Raw genomic sequence first — 21,409 nt, 5'->3', positions numbered from 1 at the left:
GGCTTCGGGGGAGGGGGCCGTGTGGGAGCCGTGCCCGTGACTATCGCCGTGCGTTGCTGCCGGGTCGCGTGTGACGTCGGCGGCGGGGCGGGCGGGTCGGTTGCCGTCCTTCACGAGGGCGAGCACCTCCTCGACGTCGAGGTCCTCGGCATCCTGGCCGTCCCGGATGCCGGGGGCGGTCATCCGGCGTCCGGGCGGGTGTCGGGCGTGGCATCGGGAGCCACGCCGGGCTGTCCGTCGGCCAGGGTGGCAGCCGGGGTGGCAGCGGGGGCGTTCCCAGCGGGCTTCTCGGCGGTTTCGTCAGCCGATTCGGCGGCGGATTCGGCGGCGGATTTGGCGGCCTCACCGGCCTCGTCGGCCCAGCGGATCGCCAGGGCGGTGGCCTTGCGGGACGCCTCGGCGACGGCTTCGGGGCTTCCCCCGGCCCGCCCGGCGGCGTAGCCGACCAGGAAGGTGGTCAGGGGGGCCGCGGGCCGGGCCACCCCGTGGGCGGCGTCGCGGGCGAGATCGAGGAGAACGCCGGTGTCGACGTCGAGATCGATGCCCAGCTCGTCCTTGACTGCGGAAATCCATTCATCCAACACGTGGCCATGCTCCCTGATGCGTGCTCTGGCGGTGGCGATGTCGTCCCAGGTGTCGCAGTCGAAGGACGCGACGGGGTCGGGGACGCGGGTGAGGTCGAGCCCGGCTGTCAGCCGGCGCAGGGGCAACCCTGCGAGGCCGCCGTGTTCCTCGCCGAGCGCCGCCAGTTCGCGGCGCAGGGCGGACGTGCGGTAGGCGGCGACGAGCGGCTGATCGCGGCCGTCTGCGTCGGTGAGCAGCGCCCCCTCGGCGCCCTGCCCGTCCAGGGCGGCCAGCAGTCGCCGGACGGTGTCGGCCACGAGGAACGGCAGGTCGGCGGAGAGTACGACGACGGTGTCCGCGGTGGTGTGGCTCAGCCCGGCGCCGAGGGCGGCCACGGGGCCGGCACCGGGCGGGTCCTCGCGCGCCCAGCGCACGGGCCGTGCGGTCGGCCGCGGTCCGGCGACGACGACGGTCGCGCCCGCTTCGGAGCAGGCGCCGAGCACCCGGTCGAGCAGCGCTCGTCCGCCGACCCGCACACCGGGTTTGTCGGCGCCGCCGAGCCGGCGGGCCCCGCCACCGGCGAGCACGACGGCATCATGGGCGAGCTCGTCGGCGTCCTGGGCGGAGGGCACGACGGTGTCCTGGGTCGGGCGCTCGCCGGAGGCGGCCGCCCGCGGCTCGTTCGGAGTCACCCCCCGAGTATGCGCGGCACCCCGATCACGAGGAACGGCGGAGCGGGGAACGCCGGAGCGCCCGCACAGTCACGCCGTGACGGGGCGCCCCGGTGCCCACCCGGTCACAGGGTGCGCAGCAGCACCGCCGGCTGTTCCACGCAGTCCGCCACATGGCGAAGGAAGCCTCCCGCAGTCCCGCCGTCGCACACCCGGTGGTCGAAGGTGAGCGAGAGCTGCACGACCTGGCGCACGGCCAGTTCGCCCTCGTGCACCCACGGCTTGGGGATGATGCGGCCGACGCCGAGCATGGCGGCCTCGGGGTGATTGATGATCGGCGTGGAGCCGTCGACACCGAACACGCCGTAGTTGTTCAACGTGAAGGTCCCGCCGGTCAGATCGCCCGGCGTGAGGCTCCCGGTGCGGGCCGACTCGGTGAGCCGGGCGAACTCCGCGTTGAGGCCCTCGGTGTCGCGGGCGTGCGCGTCGCGGACGACGGGCACGACGAGACCTCGCTCGGTCTGGGCCGCGAAGCCCAGGTGGACGTGGTCCAGCCGGACGATCTCCCTGGCCTCCTGGTCGACGAAGGAGTTGAGTTCCGGGAAGCGGGCCAGCGCCGCCGTGCAGATACGGGCCAGAAGCGCCAACAGGGAGATCTTCGTCCCTGTCGCGTTCATCGCCGTACGGGCACGCATCAGCTCGGTCGCGTCCGCGTCGACCCAGCAGGTCGCGTCGGGGATCTCGCGGCGGCTGCGGGACAGCTTGTCGGCGACGGCACCGCGGACGCCCTTGAGCGGGACGCGGGTGCCGACGGAGACCGCCGCGGGGCCGGTGGTGACCGTCGGCTGTGCCGCCACGCGCGGGTGCGGCGCGGGAGCCGCCGTCGTGGTCCGGCCCTGCGCGGCGGCGGCCCGCAGGGCGTACTCCACATCGGCCCGCAGGATCAGCCCCTGCGGCCCGGAGCCGGTCAGCTCCCTCAGGTCGAGGCCGTTCTCGCGGGCGAGCCTGCGTACGAGGGGGGAGATGACCGCCACGGGTCCGTCCGCCTGCTCGGCGGTCCGGGACCGCCCGTCTCTCGGCTCGGCCACCGCCGGCGCCGGGGGCGCGCTGGTGGGGGCCGGCCGGTCCGGCCGTACCCTGCGGCGTCGCGCGGGCGCCTCCGAGGTGCCGTACCCCACGAGGACATTGCCCGAGCCCTGGCCGCTCGCGGCGGCTTTGGCGCCCTGGGTGTCAGGGACCTCCACGGCCTCCATCGAGCCGCCGGAGGCCGGTGCGCCCACCGCCACCGTGATCAGCGGGGCGCCGACGGGCAGTTCCATGCCCTCCTCGCCGAAGCGTGCGGTAACCACCCCGCCGTAGGGGCAGGGGACCTCGACCATCGCCTTGGCCGTCTCCACCTCGACGACCGGCTGGTCGACGGCGACGACGTCCCCGACCTCTACCAGCCAGCGGACGATCTCCGCCTCGGTGAGTCCCTCGCCGAGGTCGGGGAGCTTGAACTCCAGCACCTGTGCCATCAGCTCTCGGCCTCCCACTGCAGACGCGCCACGGCGTCCAGGATGCGGTCGACGCCGGGCAGGTGGTGGCGCTCCAGCATCGGCGGCGGGTAGGGGATGTCGAACCCGGCGACGCGCAGCACCGGCGCCTCCAGGTGGTGGAAGCAGCGCTCCGTGACGCGGGCCGCGATCTCCCCGCCCGGGCCTCCGAAGGAGCCCGATTCATGGACGACGACCGCCCGTCCGGTCCGTCGCACCGAGGCGGTGACCGTCTCGTCGTCGAACGGCACCAGGGAGCGCAGGTCGACGACTTCGAGGTCCCAGCCCTCGGCGCGGGCCGCCTCGGCGGCTTCGAGGCAGACGGGCACCGACGGCCCGTACGTGATGAGTGTGGCGCTCCGGCCCGAGCGCCGCACCACCGCGCGGCCGATGGGTTCAACGGCTGCCGGCTCCTCAGGGTTCCAGGAGTCCTTCGACCAGTACAGGCGCTTGGGTTCGAGGACGACGACCGGGTCGTCGGAGGCGATGGCCGCGCGCAGCAGGCCGTAGGCGTCGGCGACCGTGGCGGGCGTGACGACGTGCAGTCCGGGAGTGGCCATGTAGTAGGCCTCGGAGGAGTCGCTGTGGTGCTCGACGCCGCCGATTCCGCCGCCGTAGGGGACGCGGATCGTGAGGGGCAGGGGCATGCGGCCGCGGGTGCGGTTGCGCATGCGGGCGACATGGCTGATGAGCTGCTCGAACGCCGGATAGGCGAAGGCGTCGAACTGCATCTCCACGACCGGCCGCAGGCCGTACATGGCCATGCCGACCGCGGTGCCGAGGATGCCGGCCTCGGCGAGCGGGGTGTCCGTGCAGCGGTCCTCGCCGAACTCCTTGGTGAGTCCGTCGGTGACCCGGAAGACGCCGCCGAGGGTGCCGACGTCCTCACCGAGGACGTGCACGGACGGGTCGGCGGCCATCGCGTCACGCAGTGCGCGCGTGAGGGCCTGCGCCATGGTGGCGGGCTTGACGGCGACGGTGGTCACAGTTGCGTTCCTCCCTGCTCCGCCTCGATCTCGGCCCGCAGCAGGGCGCGCTGCTCCCGCAGTTGCGGCGTGGGCTCGGCATACACATGGGCGAAGAGGTCCATGGGGTCGAGGGGTGCGTCCTGGTTCATGCGGGCGCGCAGGTCGGCCGCCATGGTCTCGGCGGCGTCCCGGGCGGCCTGCTTCGTCTCCTCGTCGAGCAGTCCGCGCTCGGTCAGCTCGTGCTCCAGGAGGTCGATCGGGTCGTGCCGGCGCCAGGTCTCGACCTCGTCGTCGCCGCGGTAGCGGGTCGCGTCGTCGGCGTTGGTGTGGGCCTCCACCCGGTAGGTGATCGCCTCGACGAGCGTGGGACCACCGCCCGCGCGCGCGTGCCGCACGGCGTCGGCGAGCACCTGGTGCACGGCGACCGCGTCGTTGCCGTCGACCAGCCGGCCCGGCATGCCGTACCCGACGGCCTTGTGGGCCAGGGAGGGGGCGGCGGTCTGCTTGGCGAGCGGGACGGAGATCGCGAAGCCGTTGTTCTGGACGAGGAAGACGACCGGCGCCCGCCAGACGGCGGCGAAGTTCAGCGCCTCGTGGAAGTCGCCCTCGCTGGTGCCGCCGTCGCCGACCATGGCGAGCGCCACCACGTCGTCGCCCTTGAGGCGGGCGGCGTGCGCGAGGCCCACGGCGTGCGGGAGCTGGGTGGCGAGCGGCGTGCACAGGGGGGCCACGCGGTGCTCGAAGGGGTCGTAGCCGGTGTGCCAGTCGCCGCGCAGCAGCGTGAGGGCCTCCACCGGGTCCACGCCGCGGGCGACGACCGCGAGGGTGTCGCGGTAGCTCGGGAAGAGCCAGTCGCGCTCCTCCAGGACGAGCGCGGCGGCGACCTCGCAGGCCTCCTGGCCGGTGCTGGAGGGGTAGACCGCGAGGCGGCCCTGCTTGGTCAGGGCGGTGGCCTGCGTGTTGTACCGACGGCCGCGCACCAGATCGGCGTAGAGCCGGCGCAGCAGCACCGGGTCGGCCTGTGCGGCCGCCTCGGTGCCGAGGACGCGGTAGGGCTCCGCGTCGGGCAGCAGCGGCGCGGGGTCGGCGCGGGGCTGCCAGGCGGGCGGCGGTGTGGGCCGGTATCCGCCCCGCTGCTCCATGACCGTCATGACGGCACCTCCTCGTGGGAGTGGCTACGGGAGACGGGTCGGTTGTGACCCGCCTCACCTACCGATTGTTCGGTCGTCGGCACATTTTGGCTACTGGCCCCCTCAGGCTGTGGACAAACGGTTCTCCACAGCCTGAGATGGACGCAGTACGTCCACGGCGAAGAGGCGGGGGGACATGACACCTGAACAAATGGCCGACAGCCCGGACGAGAGCCTGCCCCAGCGCGCGGAAGGCAGGGCCGCGCCGCGCGCTGGGACCACGGCGGCGTCCCGCCCGGAGGGCGGCCTCCCGCCCCGCCCGCTCGACGCCATCGATCAGGACATCCTGCAGATGCTCCAGGCGGACGGCCGCGCCTCGATACGGTCGGTCGCCGAGCGGGTTCACGTGTCGCGCGCCAACGCCTACGCGCGCATCAACCGGCTCGTCGAGGACGGCGTCATCCGCGGCTTCGGCGCGCGGGTGGACCACGAGCGCGCGGGTCACGGAACCTCCGCCTACGTCACGCTGAAGATCGTCCAGAATTCCTGGCGCACGGTCCGCGAGCAGCTCAGACAGCTGCCCGGCGCCTCCCACATCGCCCTGGTGGGCGGCGACTTCGACGTCCTGCTCCTGGTGCACACCCCCGACAACAGGGCGTTGCGCGAGCTGGTGCTCACCCGCCTCCAGGCGATCCCCGAGGTGCTCAGTACGCGCACGCTGCTGGTCTTCGAGGAGGAGGACCTGGAGCCGCAGGGCTGACCTCAGGCCTGGCGCAGCCCTGAGAAGACCAGCCTGGCGACCGCCTCGCTCACCTCGCGCTCACCCATGCCCCGCCCGTCGGGGCGGTACCACTCGACGATCGAGTTGATCATCCCGAAGACCAGCCTGGTCGCGAGCCGCACCTCCACATCGCCGCGTACGTCCCCGTCGTCGGCGGCAGCCTTCAGCAGCGCGGCGACCCGGTGGTCGAAGTCGCGCCGCCGTTCGAGGGCCCACCGCTCGGTGCCCGTGTTACCGCGCACGCGGAGCAGCAGCGTGACGTACGGCAGCTCGGAGATGAGCACCTCGACCATGCGCTGCACGACGTACTCCAGGCGCTGAACGGCGCGCCCCGCGCGCGCGGGCTCCTCGTCGAGGATCGCGAAGAGGCCGTCGAGCGCCCGGCTCACCGCCCGCCGCAGCAGCTCCTCCTTGCCGCTGACGTGGTGGTATATCGACGACTTGGAGATGCCGGCCGCCTTGGAGAGGTGCTCCATGGAGGTGCCGTCGTAGCCGCGCTCGATGAAGACCTGCACGGCGACCGACAGCAGGGTCTCCGGGGTGTACGTGTCGCGCTTGGCAGCGGTCACGGGGTGCCCTCCCGCTTGTCGGCGGAGTGCCCGTAGCGGTAGAGCGCCAGAGAGGGCGCGTAGCGGCCGGAGGGCTCACGCAGGTGCAGCTCCTCCAGGAGGTCGTGGGCCCAGACCCGGCCGAGCCTGCGGCTCCACTCGAAGGGGCCGAGCGGATAGTTGACGCCCAGGCGCATCGCGGTGTCGATGTCCTCCTCGGTGGCGACGCCCTTGGCGACGGCGTCGTGCGCAAGGTCGACGATCCGGGCGACCGTACGGGCGACGATCATGCCGGGGACGTCACCGATGACGCTGACGTCCTTGCCGAGCGCCTGGAAGAGGCCGATGGCCTCGGACAGCGTCTGCTGGGGGGTGTCCTGGGAGGCGGAAACGGCGATGCGGGTGGCCTTGCGGTAGTCCAGGGCGAGGTCGAAGTAGACGACGTCCCGGAACTCCACGGAGGTCTGGCCGTCGGCGAGGGCGAGCTGGCCGCCGCTCGGCAGGACCAGGCGCATGCCATTGTCCTCGTCCTCCTCGCGCACGGGGATGCCCGCCTCGCGGATCATCGCGAGCAGCTCCGAGGCGGGCCCCAGGTCTCCCTCGGCGATGACGTAAGCGGGCGGCCTGCGCTTCTCCGCGGTGTGCGGCTCGGCGCGCTCGGCGCCGTCGCGGTGGTCGAACCAGCCCTGCCCGGTCTTGCGCCCCAGGTGGCCGGACTCGACCAGGCGGCGCTGGGACAGCGAGGGCGTGAAGCGCACGTCCTGGAAGAAGGCCTGCCACACGGAGTGCGTGACGGACTCGTTGACGTCCTGCCCGATCAGATCGGTCAGTTCGAACGCGCCCATCCGGAAGCCGCCCGACTCGCGCAGGATCGCGTCGATCGTGGCCGGGTCGGCGCCCTGCGCCTCATGGACCGCGAAGGCCTCCGCGTAGAAGGGCCGGGCGATGCGGTTGACGATGAAACCGGGGGTGTCGGCGCAGGCGACGGGCGTCTTGCCCCAGAGCCGGGCGCTCTCGTACGCGCGCGTGGCCGAGGTGACGTCGGTGGCGAACCCGGAGACGACCTCGACCAGCGGCAGCAGCGGCGCCGGGTTGAAGAAGTGCAGGCCCACGAGGCGGCCCGGGTTGCGCAGGGCGGCGCCGATGGCCGTGACCGACAGGGAGGAGGTGTTGGTGGCGAGCAGACAGTCCTCGCCGACCACGTCCTCCAGGGCGCGCATCAGGTCCTGCTTGACGTCCAGCCGCTCCAGGACGGCCTCGACGACCAGCGCGCAGTCCGCGAGTCCTGCGAGGGTGTCCACGGGCGCGAGGCGGGCGCGGGCGGCGTCGCGTTCGGCGGCGGTGAGACGGTCCTTCTCGACGAGCCGGTCGAGTCGGGCACCGATCGCGGCGGCGGCTTCCACGGCCCGGCCGGCGACGGCGTCGTACAGCCGCACGGGGTGGCCCGCGGTCAGCGCGACCTGGGCGATGCCCTGGCCCATGGTGCCGGTGCCGACGACGGCCACGGGGCTGCTGAGGTCGAGTGCTGTCATGTGCGCGATCCTCCCGCACGGGGTTGTCCACAGATACGGCGGACCCCCTTGTCCCGACCGATCGTTCGGTTACTCTAACCCTGACTGTCCGTTCCTGTCCCTGTTTCCGTCCAGGTCCGGAGCTCGACGAAGAGCTCTCCAGACGAGGAGTTGGTCCCGCATGGCCGCCGAACTCACCGCCCACGATCTGATCGCCAAGCACCGGCCCACGCTCGACCAGGCCCTGGAAGCGATCCGCACCCGCGCGTACTGGTCCCCGCACCCCGAGCACCCCAAGGCCTACGGCGCGCACGGCAGCCTGGACGCGGCGGCCGGCAAGGCGGCCTTCGACGCGGTCCGGGGCACCCGCCTCGACCTCGGCCAGCCGGGCACCGACGGCTGGGTGGCCGGCGAGACCTCGCCGTACGGCATCGAGCTGGGCGTCGAGTATCCGCACGCGGACATCGACCAGCTGCTGCCCGCCATGAAGGCCGGTCAGCGCGCGTGGAGGGACGCCGGCGCGGAGATCCGCGCGGTGGTGTGCCTGGAGATCCTCAAGCGCATCAGCGACCGGACCCACGAGTTCGCGCACGCGGTCATGCACACCTCCGGCCAGGCCTTCATGATGGCGTTCCAGGCGGGCGGCCCGCACGCGCAGGACCGCGGCCTGGAGGCGGTGGCGTACGCCTACGTGGAGCAGGTCCGCACCCCCGACACCGCGGAGTGGACCAAGCCGCAGGGCAAGCGCGACCCGCTGGCCCTCACCAAGCGGTTCACCCCGGTCCCGCGCGGGATCGCCCTGATGATCGGCTGCAACACCTTCCCGACGTGGAACGGCTATCCGGGCCTGTTCGCCTCGCTCGCCACCGGCAACGCGGTCCTGGTGAAGCCCCACCCGCGCGCGGTGCTGCCGCTCGCGCTGACCGTGGCCGTCGCGCGCGAGACGCTCACCGAGGCCGGCTTCGACCCGAACCTGGTCGCGCTCGCCGCCGAGCGGCCCGGCGAGGGCATCGCCAAGACCCTGGCCACCCGCCCCGAGATCAGGATCGTCGACTACACCGGCTCGACCGCCTTCGGTGACTGGCTGGAGGCCAACGCCCGCCAGGCGCAGGTCTACACCGAGAAGGCCGGCGTCAACACGGTGCTCGTCGAGTCCGCCGACGACTACAAGGGCATGCTGTCCAACCTGGCGTTCTCGCTGTCCCTGTACAGCGGCCAGATGTGCACCACCCCGCAGAACCTGCTGATCCCCCGCGACGGCATCCGCACCGACGAGGGCCCCAAGACCTACGACGAGGTCGTCGCCGACCTCGCCCGCGCGGTCGACGGCCTCCTGGGCGACGACGCGCGCGCGAACGGCCTGCTGGGCGCGATCGTCAACCCGGACGTGAAGGCCCGCCTGGAGGCCGCGGCCGGCCTCGGAGAGGTCGCGCTGGCCTCCCGCGAGGTGAGCAACCCCGAGTTCCCGGGCGCCGTCGTGCGCACTCCCGTGATCGTCAAGCTCGACGGGGCACGGAAGTACTGGGAGGGGGCCGACGACGAGGCGGCCTTCATGAGCGAGTGCTTCGGGCCGGTCTCCTTCGCCGTCGCGGTGGACTCGGCGGCGGACGCCGTGGAGCTGCTGCGGCGCACCATCCGCGAGAAGGGCGCAATGACGGTCGGCGCGTACACGACCGACGGGGAGGTGGAGCAGGCCGTCCAGGAGGTCTGCTTCGAGGAGGCCGCCCAGCTCTCCCTGAACCTCACCGGCGGGGTGTACGTCAACCAGACGGCCGCCTTCTCCGACTTCCACGGCTCCGGCGGCAATCCGGCGGCCAACGCGGCTCTCACCGACGGCGCGTTCGTCGCCAACCGCTTCCGCGTGGTCGAGGTCCGCAGAGAAGCCTGAGCCCTGACGCGGGCCTGGGCGGGGGCGCCTACACGCGCGTGGCGCCCCCGGTCGCGCTCCAGTGGTACAGCGTCATGGCCACACTGGTCGCGAGGTTGTAGCTGGAGACCTGGGGGCGCATCGGCAGGGCCAGCAGCTGATCGGCCCGCGCGCGCAGCACCCCGGACAGCCCGCTGCGCTCCGAACCGAAGGCGAGGACTGCGTCGTCCGGGAGCTTCACGCCCCGGATGTCCTCGCCCTCCGGGTCGAGGGCGAACATCGGCCCGGCCGGCAGCTCGTCGGCGGTCAGCCGCTCCACAGCCGTCGCGAAGTGCAGCCCGGCCCCGCCGCGCACCACGGTCGGGTGCCAGGGGTCGAGCGTCCCGGTGGTGACCACGCCGGTCGCCCCGAAACCGGCGGCCAGCCGGATCACGGCCCCCGCGTTGCCCAGATTGCGCGGATCGTCGAGGACCACGACCGGCGCGGTGCGGGGCGTGCGGGCCAGCGCCCGCAGATTGGCCTCCCGAGCGGGCCGTACGGCCAGGGCGGCCACGGCGGTGGGATGCGGTCGCGGCACCAGCGAGGCGTACGTCGCCTCCGGCACCTCCGTCAGGAGCGTCTCCAGCGTCGCCCGTAGGTCGGGGGCGAGTTCACCGGCGAGGGCGAGCGCCGCCCGCCGGTCGACCGCGACGGCCACCGGCACGTCGGCCCCGAAGCGCACGGCGTGCTTGACGGCGTGGAAGCCGTCGAGCAGCACCGAGGCATCGGCGAGCCGGCCCCACAGGCCGAGCGGATCGGGGTCGGTCATGCCGTGAAGCCTACGCGGCTGGGCTCGGCATCCTCGGGCTCGTGCGCCCCCCGCTGCTTCGGTAGGGCGGCGCCGCGCCGCGGCAGCAACGCCTGCCACACGCGCGTGGCCCACCCGCCCAGCCGTCGCAGGAACGGCGTCGGCAGGAAGACCGCGTCCGTCGCGATCATCGCCAGGGAGAAGAACGGCAGCCCCAGGATCACGGCGATCGCGGTGTGCTCGGCGATCATGGCGACGAGCAGGACGTTCTTCACCCGCCGGTTGAACAGGGTGAACGGGAAGGCCACCTGCACGATGACCGTCCCGTAGGTCACCAGCATCACCATGGTGCCGCTGGCGGACAGCAGGTCGCCGAGCGCCGGCCAGGGGGAGAAGTAGTCCAGGTGCAGCGGGTAGTAGACGGCGGTCCCGTCCTGCCAGCGGGAGCCCTGGATCTTGTACCAGCCTGCCGTCGCGTAGATCAGGCAGGCCTCGGCCATGATCACCAGCAGGGCGCCGTTGTGCAGGATGTCGGTGATGACGTCCAGCAGGATCCGGGGCTGGGCGGACGCCGCGAGGCGCCCCACCGCCCACCGCACGCCCAGCGCGGCCCACACCGCCCACAGGATCACCGGCACGGTCCAGTCACCGTCGAGCCGGCCTCCCGCGGTCGCCACGACCAGCACGACGCCGAACACGCTCCACAGGGCGGGCCCCAGCCGGTCGGTGACCCGCTCCCCGCGCGCACGTGCCTCGGCCGTGCGCCGCTCACGCCGCGCGTCCAGCGACCAGACCCGGCCGCAGCGCATGAAGACCAGGTAGATCGACATCAGGTGCAGGACGTTGTCACCGCCGTCGCCCACGAAGACGCTGCGGTTCTGCAGCGAGAGCACGCCCACCATGAACAGCACCGACATGGTGCGGGTGCGCCAGCCCAGCAGCAGCAGGAGGCTCGACAGGAGCGACAGCACGTACACGGCCTCGAACCAGAGGCGGCCGTCCGACCACATCAGGGCCGTGAAGGCGCCGTTGTCGTCGATCAGCTGCCGGGCCAGCCCCCAGCTCCACGGACCGTCGGGCCCGTACAGCTCCGCGCGGTGGGGAAGTTCACGCAGCAGGAACAACAGCCAGGTCAGGCTGAACCCGATGCGGACCACGGCGCTCTGGTACGGCCCCAGCGCGGACCCGGTGACGCGCGCGATGACGGTGGACACCGACAGGGAGAACCGGTTCACCGCGCGCCTCCCTCGGTCTCACCGGCGGGCAGCGGCCACCAGGGCAGCACACGGTAGACCGGCTTCGACGTGACCTTGTCGGTGCCCCACTCGGGCGCCGGCACGTTCGTGGTGCGGGAGCGGACCTGGACGCGCTCTATGACGCCGCCCCGGCCGGCCGCGTCGCCGCGCTCCAGGCGCAGCACGACGATGTTGCGCAGGTAGGTCTCGGCGAGAGGGCCGCGCGGGCCCGCCGAGCGGTCTTCGGAGTCGTGCGAGCCCACGTAGAAGTCCCAGGCGCGGCGCAGTTCGTTCTGCTGGGTGTGGCTCGGCACCAGGTTGCCGTCGATGCCGCGGCCGTCCTGGGCGGACAGGTCGAACCAGCCGGTGGTGTCGGCCGCCCCGTCGGCGGTGCGGACGTCGGCACGGACCTGGACGGCGATGTTCTGCTGGAGCGGGTTCGGCGCGAAGAGCTTCCAGTTCTGCTCGAACTCGGGATAGATGTACTCGTCGATGGCCTCGCCGTGCGTCTTGGTGACCGTGTTGGACGGTGCGACGTGCAGGAACACCATGGCGACGTGCACACAGACGGCGACCGCGACGACGGCGAGCGCCAGGGCGGCGACGACCTGATAGCGCGTGGAGAGAGCGGCCACACCGCTGCGGGGATCGGGCAGGGCCGGGCGCCCGTCCTGCGCGGCCTCGGTCCGGGCGCCGGACAGGCCACCCGTCGGCTGCGGCCCCTCCGTCGGCCCCTTTGTCGGCTCGGCCGCCTCCGCCGGCTCTTCCACCGGCGTCCTCGGCCCCCGTGGCGCCTCGGCCCCCCGCGGGGGGCCGGCGCCTCCGTCGTACGCGTTCATTCCGCCCCGTTCCCCGATTCCGGTCCGTCTTGCGCCTGCTGCCGCGCCGCGGCGACCGTGTGTACGCGCCACCGCGTCACGTCGAGCCGCTCCCGCACCCCGTGCGCCGAGCACGGAGCAGGACAGCCTTCGTACGGCTGTCGCACAGTCGTCGCACGGAACGGTACTCAGCCCGGCCCGTGCCGCGCAGCCCTCCCCCCGAGCGAGCCCGGCCGAGTGAGCGCCGCGGCCCCGCCACCGAAGGACCGCCCGAGTTTTCCACAGGGAGGCGAGAGGTTGTCCACAGCGGTTGACACCTTACGGCGCCCGTCTCACCATGGAATCGCACGGACCGAACGATCGGTCGGGAGATGGCTCACACAGAGCCCGAGGTCGAGGGGAACCGCATGGCGACAGCAGCCGCGCACCGGACGGCCCGCACACAGCGGTCCGGCGGCCAGGAAGCCGCCGACGGCGAGCAGGACGCCTACCAGCGCGCCTTCGACGCCGCGGTGGCCGCCGACGAACGCATCGAGCCCCGCGACTGGATGCCCGAGGCCTACCGCGCGACGCTGGTCCGCCAGATCGCGCAGCACGCCCACTCCGAGATCATCGGCATGCAGCCGGAAGCCAACTGGATCACGCGCGCCCCCTCCCTGCGCCGCAAGGCCATCCTCATGGCGAAGGTCCAGGACGAGGCGGGCCACGGCCTCTACCTCTACAGCGCGGCCGAAACGCTCGGCACGGGCCGCGAGGAACTGCTGGACAAGCTGCACACCGGCCGCCAGAAGTACTCCTCGATCTTCAACTACCCCACCCTGACCTGGGCCGACGTCGGCGCGATCGGCTGGCTGGTGGACGGCGCCGCGATCACCAACCAGGTCCCCCTGTGCCGCTGCTCCTACGGTCCGTACGCGCGCGCCATGGTCCGTGTCTGCAAGGAGGAGTCCTTCCACCAGCGCCAGGGGTATGAACTGCTGCTGGCCCTCAGCCGCGGCACCCCGGAACAGCACGCGATGGCCCAGGACGCGGTGGACCGCTGGTGGTGGCCCTCACTGATGATGTTCGGCCCGCCCGACGACGAGTCCGCGCACTCCGCGCAGTCGATGGCCTGGAAGATCAAGCGGCACTCCAACGACGAACTCCGCCAGCGCTTCGTCGACATCTGCGTCCCACAGGCGCAGTCGCTCGGCCTGACCCTCCCCGACCCGGACCTGAAGTGGAACGAGGAGCGGGGCCACCACGACTTCGGCCCGATCGACTGGACGGAATTCAAGGAAGTCCTCAAGGGCAACGGTCCGTGCAACGAGCAGCGGATCACCCAGCGCACCCGGGCGCACGAAGAGGGCGCCTGGGTCCGGGAGGCCGCCGCGGCCCACGCGGCCAAGCACAGCGGTGACAGCCACGAGAACCGTGAGAGCCGCGAGACAGGAGCGAAGCAGGCATGACGAACACCGACTGGCCCCTGTGGGAGGTCTTCGTGCGCTCCCGCCGCGGCCTCTCCCACACCCACGCCGGCAGCCTGCACGCGCCGGACGCGGAGTTCGCCCTGCGCAACGCCCGCGACCTGTACACCCGGCGCGGCGAGGGCGTCTCGATCTGGGTCGTGCCCTCCGCCGCGATCACCGCCTCCTCACCGGACGAGAAGGACCCGTTCTTCGACCCGTCCGCCGACAAGCCGTACCGGCATCCCACGTTCTACGAGATCCCGGAAGGGGTGAAGCACCTGTGACCACGACCACGCACACCGACACCGCCGCGCTCGCCCTCGGCGACGACGCCCTGGTGCTCTCCCACCGCCTGGGCGAGTGGATGGGCCACGCGCCGGTACTGGAGGAGGAGGTCGCCCTCGCCAACATCGCCCTCGACCTCCTCGGCCAGGCCCGCATCCTGCTGTCGATGGTCGGCGACGAGGACGACCTCGCCTACCTCCGCGAGGAACGGGCCTTCCGCAACCTGCAGTTGGTGGAACAGCCGGGCGGCGACTTCGCCCACACCATCGCCCGCCAGCTGTACTTCTCCACCTACCAGCACCTGCTGTACGACCGACTGGCCACCGCAGACGGGCCGTTCGCGGGACTCGCGGCGAAGGCCGTCAAGGAGGTCGCCTACCACCGCGACCACGCCGAGCAGTGGACCCTGCGGCTCGGTGACGGCACCGACGTCAGCCACGAGCGGATGCGACGGGCCTGCGACGCCCTGTGGCGGTTCACCGGCGAGATGTTCCAGCCGGTGGAGGGCGTCGGCACCGACCTGACCGGCCTGGAGACGCCCTGGCTGGAATCGGTCGGGACCGTGCTCGGCCGGGCCGGCCTGGAGACGCCCGAGGGACCGCGGACCGGGGCGTGGCGTGCGGGCGCGGGACGTCAGGGCCTGCACACCGAGTCCTTCGGACGGATGCTCGCCGAGATGCAGCACCTGCACCGCAGCCACCCGGGGGCGTCATGGTGACCCTCACCCCGCTGGAGGCGGAACTCCTCGCGGTCGCCGGCTCGGTGCCCGACCCAGAGCTGCCCGTACTCACCCTCCAGGAACTGGGCGTCCTGCGCGCCGTCCATGTGCGCGACACCGACGCCGTCGAGGTCGAGCTGACCCCGACCTACACCGGCTGCCCCGCCGTGGAGGCGATGTCCACGGACATCGAGCGGGCCCTGCGCGACCACGGCGTCCGCGAGGTCACCGTGCGCACGGTGCTCAGCCCCGCCTGGTCCACGGACGACATCTCCGCCGAAGGCCGCCGGAAACTGCGGGAGTTCGGCATAGCCCCGCCGCGCGCCCAGCGCACGGCCGGACCGGTCGGCGTCACCCTGGGACCGACCCGCACCGCCGAGCAGGACCACGACCCCGTCCGCTGCCCCCACTGCGGCTCCGCCGACACCGAACTGCTCAGCCGCTTCTCCTCCACCGCCTGCAAGGCCCTGCGGCGCTGCCTGGACTGCCGCGAACCCTTCGACCACTTCAAGGAGTTGTGATGGCCCGCTTCCACCCGCTCCCCGTGGCCGCGGTGGACCGGCTCACCGACGACTCCGTGGCCCTCACCTTCTCGGTCCCCGCCGCGCTGCGCGAGGAGTACCGGCACGCGCCGGGCCAGCACCTCGCCCTGCGGCGCAGGACCGACGGGACGGAGATCCGGCGGACGTACTCGATCTGCTCGCCCGCGCCCGATCCCGGCGGCGAAGGACCCAGCACCCTTCGGGTCGGCGTGCGGCTGGTCGAGGGCGGCGCCTTCTCGACGTACGCCCTCAAGGAGATCGACATCGGGGACGAGCTGGAGGTGATGACCCCGGCAGGCCGGTTCACCCTCGATCCCGCACCCGGGCTGTACGCGGCGATCGTCGGCGGCAGCGGAATCACCCCGGTGCTCTCGATCGTCGCCACCCTGCTGGCCCGCGAGCCCGCGGCCCGGTTCTGCCTGGTCCGCAGCGACCGTACGGCGGCGTCGACGATGTTCCTGGAGGAGGTCGCCGACCTCAAGGACCGGTATCCGCAGCGGCTGCACCTGGTCACCGTGCTCTCCCGCGAGGAACAGCAGGCCGGGCTGCCGTCCGGGCGACTGGACCGGGAGCGGCTGACCGCGCTCCTCCCGGCGCTGCTGCCCGTGGCGGACGTGGCGGGCTGGTTCCTGTGCGGACCGTTCGGGCTGGTGCAGGGCGCGGAGCGTGCCCTGACGGACCTCGGCGTCCCCCGTTCCCACCTCCACGAGGAGATCTTCCACGTGGACGTCACCGCCCCCGCGTCCACCATCCCCGCCCCCGCGCACAGCACGGTGACCGCCCGGCTCGACGGCCGGGGCGGCAGCTGGCCCGTGGCGGACGGCGAATCGGTTCTGGACACGGTCCTGCGCAACCGGCCCGACGCGCCCTACGCCTGCAAGGGCGGAGTGTGCGGAACCTGCCGGGCCTTCCTGGTCTCCGGCGAGGTGCGCATGGACCGCAACTTCGCCCTGGAACCGGAGGAGACGGAGGCCGGTTTCGTGCTGGCATGCCAGTCGCGTCCGCTGACGGAAACGGTGGAGGTGGACTTCGACCGGTGAACCGGTGAACCGGGAAGGGCGTGGCTTGGCGTGGAAGGGCCCTGCACCCGGCTAAGGGCACTGCGCCCGGCGGTCCCCGCTCTCCCGTTCCCTTCTTCCGGAACCTGCTCTATCTTGACGGACCGTCAGATCAGCTGACCCGTCGGGAGGACAGGCCGTGGACTTCACCTTCACCGAGGAGCAGCAGGCCGCTGCCGAGGCCGCGCGAGGCGTCTTCAGCGACGTGGCTCCCGACGGCGTACCCAGCCCCGCCTTCACCAGGGGCCCCGTCGCCGCCGACTTCGACCGGGCCCTGTGGGCCAGGCTCGCCGACGCCGACCTGCTGAGCCTGCTGCTCGACGAGGAGCACGGCGGGGCCGGCCTGGACGCCGTCGCCCTCTGTCTGGTGCTGCGGGAGTCGGCGAAGGTCCTGGCCCGCGTCCCGCTCCTGGAGAGCAGCGCCGCCGCAGCCGCCGTACAGGCGTTCGGCGGGCCCGAGGCGAAGTCGGCGCTGCTCGCGGGGGCAGGCAGGGGCGAGACCGTCCTGACCGTCGCCGCGCACGGCCGCACCGGACACGACGCCGCCGAACTCGCCGTGACCGCCCGCCAGGACGGCTCCGAATGGGTGCTGGACGGAGTACAGACGGCGGTGCCCTGGGCCCACGACGCCGACCTCGTCCTCGTACCCGCGCACACCGGGGACGACCGGAGCGTCCTCGCGCTGGTCCCCCGCGGGCACGAGGGAACCTCGCTCGCCGAGCAGACCTCCACCACCGGCGAACGCCTGGGCGAGCTGCGCCTCGAATCGGCGCGCGTCCCCGGCCAGGACGTCATCACCGCCGACGGCGCCTGGGAGTGGCTGCGCGGCCTGCTGACCACCGGCACCTGTGCCCTGGCACTCGGCCTCGGCGAACGCGTCCTGCGCATGACGGGCGACTACGCCGGGCAGCGGGCACAGTTCGGGCACCCGATCGCCACCTTCCAGGCGGTCGCCGTGCAGGCCGCCGACCGGTACATCGACCTGCGCGCGATGGAGGTCACCCTCTGGCAGGCCGCGTGGCGGCTCGACTCACGCGCCCAGGGCGCGCTGCCCGCCTCCGGCGACATGGCCGTGGCCAAGATCTGGGCCTCGGAGGGCGTACGGCGGGTGGTGCAGACCGCGCAGCACCTGCACGGCGGCTTCGGCGCCGACATCGACTACCCGCTGCACCGCTACCACGCCTGGGCCAAACACCTGGAGCTGTCCCTCGGCCCCGCGGCGGCGCACGAGGAGGCCCTGGGCGACCTGCTGGCCGCCCACACCCTCAGCTGAGCCGCCCCGCCGCCAGGGCCTCGACGGCGCGGCACCACGGGGCCGCCGCACCGCTCGACTACAACACGAAGCCGGGCTGCCCGTCGTCGGTGACGACCGGGCGGCCCACGGCGGACCAGTACTGCATGCCGCCGTCCACGTTCACCGCGTCGATGCCCTGCTGCGCGAGGTACATGGTGACCTGGGCGGAACGCCCACCGGCGCGGCAGATCACATGGACCCGTCCGTCCTGCGGTGCCGCCTCGGTCAGCTCGCCGTAGCGGGCGACGAAGTCACTGATGGGGATGTGCAGTGCCCCTTCGGCGTGGCCGGCCTTCCACTCGTCGTCCTCCCGGACGTCCAGCAGGAAGTCGCCGTCCTTGAGGTCCTCGACCCCGACCGTGGGCACACCAGCTCCGAAACTCATACCCCGACGCTACCGGACACCGCCCACCCGGCGGCGAGGCCCACTGGCGAACGACGGCCCCGGAACCGACCGGCCTGGGACCGCCCCGGAACCCACCGCCCCCGAACCGGCCCGGAAACGACCGGCCCGGAACCCACCGACCCGGAAAAGCGACCCCGCAGGGCCTAGCCCGCCAGCTCCGCCAGCTCGGCCTCCCGCTTCGCCACCTCGCCCAGAAGCTGGTCGGCGATCTCCTCCAGGAGCCGGTCAGGATCGTCCGGTGCCATCCGGAGCATCGCGCCGATCGCGCCCTCCTCCAGCTCCCTGGCCACCAGCGCCAGCATCTCCTTGCGTTCGGCGAGCCACTCGAGGCGGGCGTACAGCTCCTCGCTGGGGCTCGGCCGCCGCTCCGCGGGGACCGGACCGGCCGCCCACTCGTCGGCCAGCTCACGCAGCAGGGCCTCGTCGCCGCGGGCGTAGGCGGCGTTGACCCGCGTGATGAACTCCTCGCGCCGCGCCCGCTCCGCATCCTCCTGCGCCAGGTCGGGGTGGGCCTTGCGGGCCAGCTCCCGGTAGAGCTTGCGGACCTCGTCGCTGGGCCGCACCCGCTGCGGGGGCCGCACCGGCTGGTCCGTGAGCATCGCCTCGGCCTCGGGGAACAGCCCGTTGTCGTCCATCCAGCCGTGGAACAGCTCCTCGACCCCGGGCATCGGCATCACCCGGGCCCGCGCCTCGGCCGCCTTGCGCAGATCCTCCGGATCGCCGGTGCGGGCAGCCGTGGCCTCGGCGATCTGCGCCTCCAGCTCATCGAGCCGGGCGTACATCGGACCGAGCTTTTGGTGGTGGAGCCGCGAGAAGTTCTCGACCTCGACGCGGAAGGTCTCCACCGCGATCTCGAACTCGATCAACGCCTGCTCAGCGGCCCGCACGGCCTGCTCAAGCCGCTCCTCGGGCCGCGACTGCTCAGCTTCGGGGGTCGTCACCCGACCAGCGTAGGCCACCCTCGGGGCGGCACCCGCTCACCGTCCGTTTCCCCGGCCCACCACATCGGCAGCCGGACCGGCCCGACGACCACCCGGACCACCCGTCCCCTCAGCCCCCTTCCCTCAGCCCCGGCCCTGCGGACAGTCCGCAGCCACCCACTCCGCCTCCAGGTCCCGGCACCCCACCAGGAGCGAACCGGAGCGGCAGGCCAGCTCGTGGGCACAGCCTCCGGGGTCGGGAAGGAGTTCGTCGAGGATCACCTCGCCGAGGTCGTCAAGAACCGCCTCACCAAGGTCGTCGAGGGCGCGCACGTCAAGGACGCCGGCCTGAAGACGCGAGACGCCCGAGTAGCGGACGACCAGATCCTCGTCGTGCTTCCAGCAGTTGTGCCCGAAGCGGATCTCCCAGTCCTCTCGCCCGATCCGCCGGCCGGCCCGCGGCAGGAGATCCTTCACGCACCGCCTGCCGGAGAAGTCGTAGTGGTCCGGATCGGTGGCGAACGCGCGCGCCCCCGGCGGGAGCCGCCCGCCCAGCACCGGCAACCGCCGCAGATACGGCCCCGGATCGAGGACCCCCGTGAGGTCACCGACCCGCCCGTCCAGCTCGACGTACTTCACCGCAGGTCCCTCATGCCGCGCTCACACTCCCACCTCGGCCGCGATCCTCCCCGACCGCACCGCAGTCACCAGATCGGCGTGGTCCGCCTCCGTGCGGTCTGCGTAGGCCATGGCGAAGGACGCCATCGCCTCGTCCAGCTCCTCGTTCTTGCCGCAGTATCCGGCGATGAGCCGCGGGTCGGCGCTGTGCGAGTGGGCACGGGCCAGCAGGGCTCCGGTCATGCGGCCGTAGTCGTCGACCTGGTCGGCGGCGAGGGCGGCGGGGTCGACGCTGCCCTTGCGGTTGCGGAACTGGCGGACCTGGAAGGGCCGGCCCTCGACCGTCGTCCAGCCCAGCAGGATGTCGCTGACGACCTGCATGCGCTTCTGCCCGAAGACGACGCGCCGTCCCTCGTGCTCGACGGCCGGTGCCTCGAAGCCCGCGCTCGCCAGGTGCGGCACCAGTACCGAATCCCGCGCCTCCTTCACCTGCAGCACCAACGGCTCGCCCCGGTGGTCCAGCAGCAGGACGACGTAGGACCGCATGCCCACGCTGCCCGTGCCGACGATGCGGAAGGCCACGTCGTGCACCGCGTGCCGGGCCAGCAGGGGCAGCCGGTCCTCCGGCAGCGTGGTCACGTACTGCTCCAGGGACGCGGCCACCGCGGCTGCCTCGGCGTCCGGGACGCGACGCAGCACCGGCGCCGCGTCGACGAAGCGGCGCCCGCCCCCGGGGGTCGGCTCGGTCGACTTGGCCGCGAACCGCCCGCTCGTGTTGGCCCGCGCCTTCTCGGAGACCCGCTCCAGCGTGCCCAGCAGGTCGTGGGCGTCGGTGTGCGAGACGAGTTCCTCGTCGGCGATGGCGTTCCACGCGTCCAGCACCGGAAGTGTCGCCAGCAGGCGCATGGTGCGCCGGTAGGCGCCGACCGCGCCGTGCGCCGCCTGACGGCAGGTGTCCTCGTCGGCGCCGGCCTCCCGGCCCGCGAGGACCAGGGAGGCGGCAAGTCGCTTGAGGTCCCACTCCCACGGACCGTCGACCGTCTCGTCGAAGTCGTTCAGGTCGATGACCAGGCCGCCGCGGGCATCGCCGTAGAGCCCGAAGTTGGCCGCGTGCGCGTCGCCGCAGATCTGCGCCGTGAGGCGGGTCATCGGGGTCCGGGCCAGGTCGTACGCCATGAGGCCCGCCGAGCCCCGCAGGAACGCGAACGGAGTGGCCGCCATCCGCCCCACCCGTATCGGCGCGAGTGCGGGGATACGGTCCCTGCTGGACTCCTCGACGGCCGTCACCGCGTCCGGGCGGGAGGCGTCCAGGTCGAGCGCGGCATGCACCGAGCGCGGCACTCCGCGGCGCAGTGCCTTGCCCTCCTCCTTCGGCGACTCCGAGGCGGGCCACTGGGCGAACCCCCGCACCCGGGGAAGTCGCGGCCCCGCCCCCACGGTCACGCCGCTCTCCGCATCGGACACCACGTCCGCGCCCACCGTCACGCCCACCCCGGCACCGACCTCTGTCACCACGACCGCCTCCCCCGCACACGGACGAACATCAACTCGTGAGAAACCACCGCCCCTCACCCAAACCCGTCAAACCCTGTGGGCAACCGCCAAAAACCCCACCCCCCACCGCCGGCCCCCCCCTGCGGGCCCCCCGGGACCCCGGGTTGCGGGCAACACCTTCCTTTTAAAAACACCCCCGGAGCACCAGGCA

General features: G+C 72.8%; 21 protein-coding genes and 1 pseudogene. 8 read left to right on the top strand and 14 right to left on the bottom strand.

Annotation, left to right across the window (positions count from 1 at the left end):
• The 5 genes and pseudogenes from P1P75_RS25845 to pdhA all read right to left on the bottom strand — a co-directional run.
• Positions 1-183, bottom strand: a pseudogene (locus P1P75_RS25845) (molybdopterin molybdenumtransferase MoeA); the annotation flags it as partial.
• Positions 180-1,196: an NTP transferase domain-containing protein gene (locus tag P1P75_RS25840; protein ID WP_319259410.1), complete on the bottom strand. Its 1,017-nt coding sequence runs from the start codon at positions 1,194-1,196 to the stop codon at positions 180-182. The pseudogene P1P75_RS25845 and the gene P1P75_RS25840, both read right to left, overlap by 4 nt.
• 164 nt (positions 1,197-1,360) lie before the next feature.
• Positions 1,361-2,752: a dihydrolipoamide acetyltransferase family protein gene (locus tag P1P75_RS25835; RefSeq protein ID WP_319259400.1), complete on the bottom strand. Its 1,392-nt coding sequence runs from the start codon at positions 2,750-2,752 to the stop codon at positions 1,361-1,363.
• A complete protein-coding gene (locus tag P1P75_RS25830; RefSeq protein WP_319259398.1) occupies positions 2,752-3,756 on the bottom strand; it encodes an alpha-ketoacid dehydrogenase subunit beta in 1,005 nt (334 codons plus the stop codon). The genes P1P75_RS25835 and P1P75_RS25830 overlap by 1 nt, the downstream gene beginning before the upstream one ends.
• Complete coding sequence (gene pdhA, locus P1P75_RS25825; protein ID WP_319259396.1) at positions 3,753-4,889, bottom strand: pyruvate dehydrogenase (acetyl-transferring) E1 component subunit alpha; 1,137 nt, start codon at positions 4,887-4,889, stop codon at positions 3,753-3,755. Before pdhA ends, P1P75_RS25830 begins: the two co-directional genes overlap by 4 nt.
• A 175-nt stretch (positions 4,890-5,064) precedes the next feature.
• On the opposite strand from pdhA, the gene P1P75_RS25820 reads away from it, so the two are divergent.
• Positions 5,065-5,628 (top strand): Lrp/AsnC family transcriptional regulator, encoded by a 564-nt coding sequence (locus P1P75_RS25820; protein ID WP_319259393.1) that lies wholly within the window; start codon positions 5,065-5,067, stop codon positions 5,626-5,628.
• A gap of 2 nt (positions 5,629-5,630) precedes the next feature.
• Here the strand turns inward: P1P75_RS25820 and P1P75_RS25815 are convergent, their stop codons facing one another.
• Positions 5,631-6,218 (bottom strand): TetR/AcrR family transcriptional regulator, encoded by a 588-nt coding sequence (locus P1P75_RS25815; RefSeq protein WP_319259391.1) that lies wholly within the window; start codon positions 6,216-6,218, stop codon positions 5,631-5,633.
• Positions 6,215-7,729, bottom strand: coding sequence for a 3-hydroxyacyl-CoA dehydrogenase (locus P1P75_RS25810; protein ID WP_319259388.1), 1,515 nt, complete (start codon positions 7,727-7,729; stop codon positions 6,215-6,217). The genes P1P75_RS25815 and P1P75_RS25810 overlap by 4 nt, the downstream gene beginning before the upstream one ends.
• Before the next feature lie 160 nt (positions 7,730-7,889).
• Here P1P75_RS25810 and paaN point away from each other — a divergent pair, with 160 nt between their 5' ends.
• Positions 7,890-9,596 carry a phenylacetic acid degradation protein PaaN gene (paaN, locus tag P1P75_RS25805; RefSeq protein ID WP_319259385.1) on the top strand — a complete coding sequence of 569 codons (1,707 nt, stop codon included), beginning with the start codon at positions 7,890-7,892 and terminating at the stop codon, positions 9,594-9,596.
• Positions 9,597-9,624: 28 nt separating this feature from the next.
• Here paaN and P1P75_RS25800 read toward each other — a convergent pair whose 3' ends face one another.
• From P1P75_RS25800 to P1P75_RS25790, 3 genes are read right to left on the bottom strand one after another with little or no spacing between them, the layout of a single operon-like run.
• Complete coding sequence (locus P1P75_RS25800) at positions 9,625-10,383, bottom strand: TrmH family RNA methyltransferase (protein WP_319259382.1); 759 nt, start codon at positions 10,381-10,383, stop codon at positions 9,625-9,627.
• Complete coding sequence (locus P1P75_RS25795; protein WP_319259379.1) at positions 10,380-11,597, bottom strand: HTTM domain-containing protein; 1,218 nt, start codon at positions 11,595-11,597, stop codon at positions 10,380-10,382. Before P1P75_RS25795 ends, P1P75_RS25800 begins: the two co-directional genes overlap by 4 nt.
• Positions 11,594-12,436 carry a DUF5819 family protein gene (locus P1P75_RS25790; RefSeq protein ID WP_319259376.1) on the bottom strand — a complete coding sequence of 281 codons (843 nt, stop codon included), beginning with the start codon at positions 12,434-12,436 and terminating at the stop codon, positions 11,594-11,596. Before P1P75_RS25790 ends, P1P75_RS25795 begins: the two co-directional genes overlap by 4 nt.
• Positions 12,437-12,822: 386 nt before the next feature.
• Here P1P75_RS25790 and paaA point away from each other — a divergent pair, with 386 nt between their 5' ends.
• The 6 genes from paaA (at position 12,823) to P1P75_RS25760 (ending at position 17,739) form a co-directional block, all read left to right on the top strand.
• Entirely contained in the window at positions 12,823-13,863 is a 1,041-nt protein-coding gene (paaA, locus tag P1P75_RS25785; protein ID WP_319259408.1) for a 1,2-phenylacetyl-CoA epoxidase subunit PaaA, read from the top strand.
• Positions 13,860-14,147, top strand: coding sequence for a 1,2-phenylacetyl-CoA epoxidase subunit PaaB (paaB, locus tag P1P75_RS25780; RefSeq protein WP_086770437.1), 288 nt, complete (start codon positions 13,860-13,862; stop codon positions 14,145-14,147). The genes paaA and paaB overlap by 4 nt, the downstream gene beginning before the upstream one ends.
• Entirely contained in the window at positions 14,144-14,866 is a 723-nt protein-coding gene (gene paaC, locus P1P75_RS25775; protein ID WP_319259374.1) for a 1,2-phenylacetyl-CoA epoxidase subunit PaaC, read from the top strand. Before paaB ends, paaC begins: the two co-directional genes overlap by 4 nt.
• Positions 14,860-15,387: a 1,2-phenylacetyl-CoA epoxidase subunit PaaD gene (gene paaD / locus P1P75_RS25770; RefSeq protein WP_319259371.1), complete on the top strand. Its 528-nt coding sequence runs from the start codon at positions 14,860-14,862 to the stop codon at positions 15,385-15,387. The genes paaC and paaD overlap by 7 nt, the downstream gene beginning before the upstream one ends.
• Positions 15,387-16,448 (top strand): 2Fe-2S iron-sulfur cluster-binding protein, encoded by a 1,062-nt coding sequence (locus P1P75_RS25765; protein WP_319259368.1) that lies wholly within the window; start codon positions 15,387-15,389, stop codon positions 16,446-16,448. Before paaD ends, P1P75_RS25765 begins: the two co-directional genes overlap by 1 nt.
• 157 nt (positions 16,449-16,605) lie before the next feature.
• Positions 16,606-17,739, top strand: a complete 1,134-nt coding sequence (locus P1P75_RS25760; RefSeq protein WP_319259365.1) for an acyl-CoA dehydrogenase family protein — start codon at positions 16,606-16,608, stop codon at positions 17,737-17,739.
• 58 nt (positions 17,740-17,797) lie between these two features.
• On the opposite strand, the gene P1P75_RS25755 is transcribed toward P1P75_RS25760, so the two are convergent.
• The 4 genes from P1P75_RS25755 to P1P75_RS25740 form a co-directional block, all read right to left on the bottom strand.
• Positions 17,798-18,127, bottom strand: coding sequence for a rhodanese-like domain-containing protein (locus tag P1P75_RS25755; RefSeq protein WP_319259405.1), 330 nt, complete (start codon positions 18,125-18,127; stop codon positions 17,798-17,800).
• Between the two features lie 182 nt (positions 18,128-18,309).
• Positions 18,310-19,107, bottom strand: a complete 798-nt coding sequence (locus P1P75_RS25750) for a J domain-containing protein (RefSeq protein ID WP_319259362.1) — start codon at positions 19,105-19,107, stop codon at positions 18,310-18,312.
• Between the two features lie 123 nt (positions 19,108-19,230).
• The gene (locus P1P75_RS25745; protein WP_319259358.1) at positions 19,231-19,725 is read right to left on the bottom strand and encodes a hypothetical protein; all 495 of its coding nucleotides are present in this window, start codon (positions 19,723-19,725) and stop codon (positions 19,231-19,233) included.
• A 21-nt stretch (positions 19,726-19,746) separates the two neighbouring features.
• Positions 19,747-21,183: a DUF2252 domain-containing protein gene (locus tag P1P75_RS25740; RefSeq protein ID WP_319259403.1), complete on the bottom strand. Its 1,437-nt coding sequence runs from the start codon at positions 21,181-21,183 to the stop codon at positions 19,747-19,749.
• Positions 21,184-21,409 lie beyond the last annotated feature (226 nt).

The organism is Streptomyces sp. ID05-39B, assembly GCF_033794725.1.
GTDB lineage: Bacteria > Actinomycetota > Actinomycetes > Streptomycetales > Streptomycetaceae > Streptomyces > Streptomyces bobili.
This window is presented reverse-complemented; position numbering and strand designations above follow the sequence as displayed.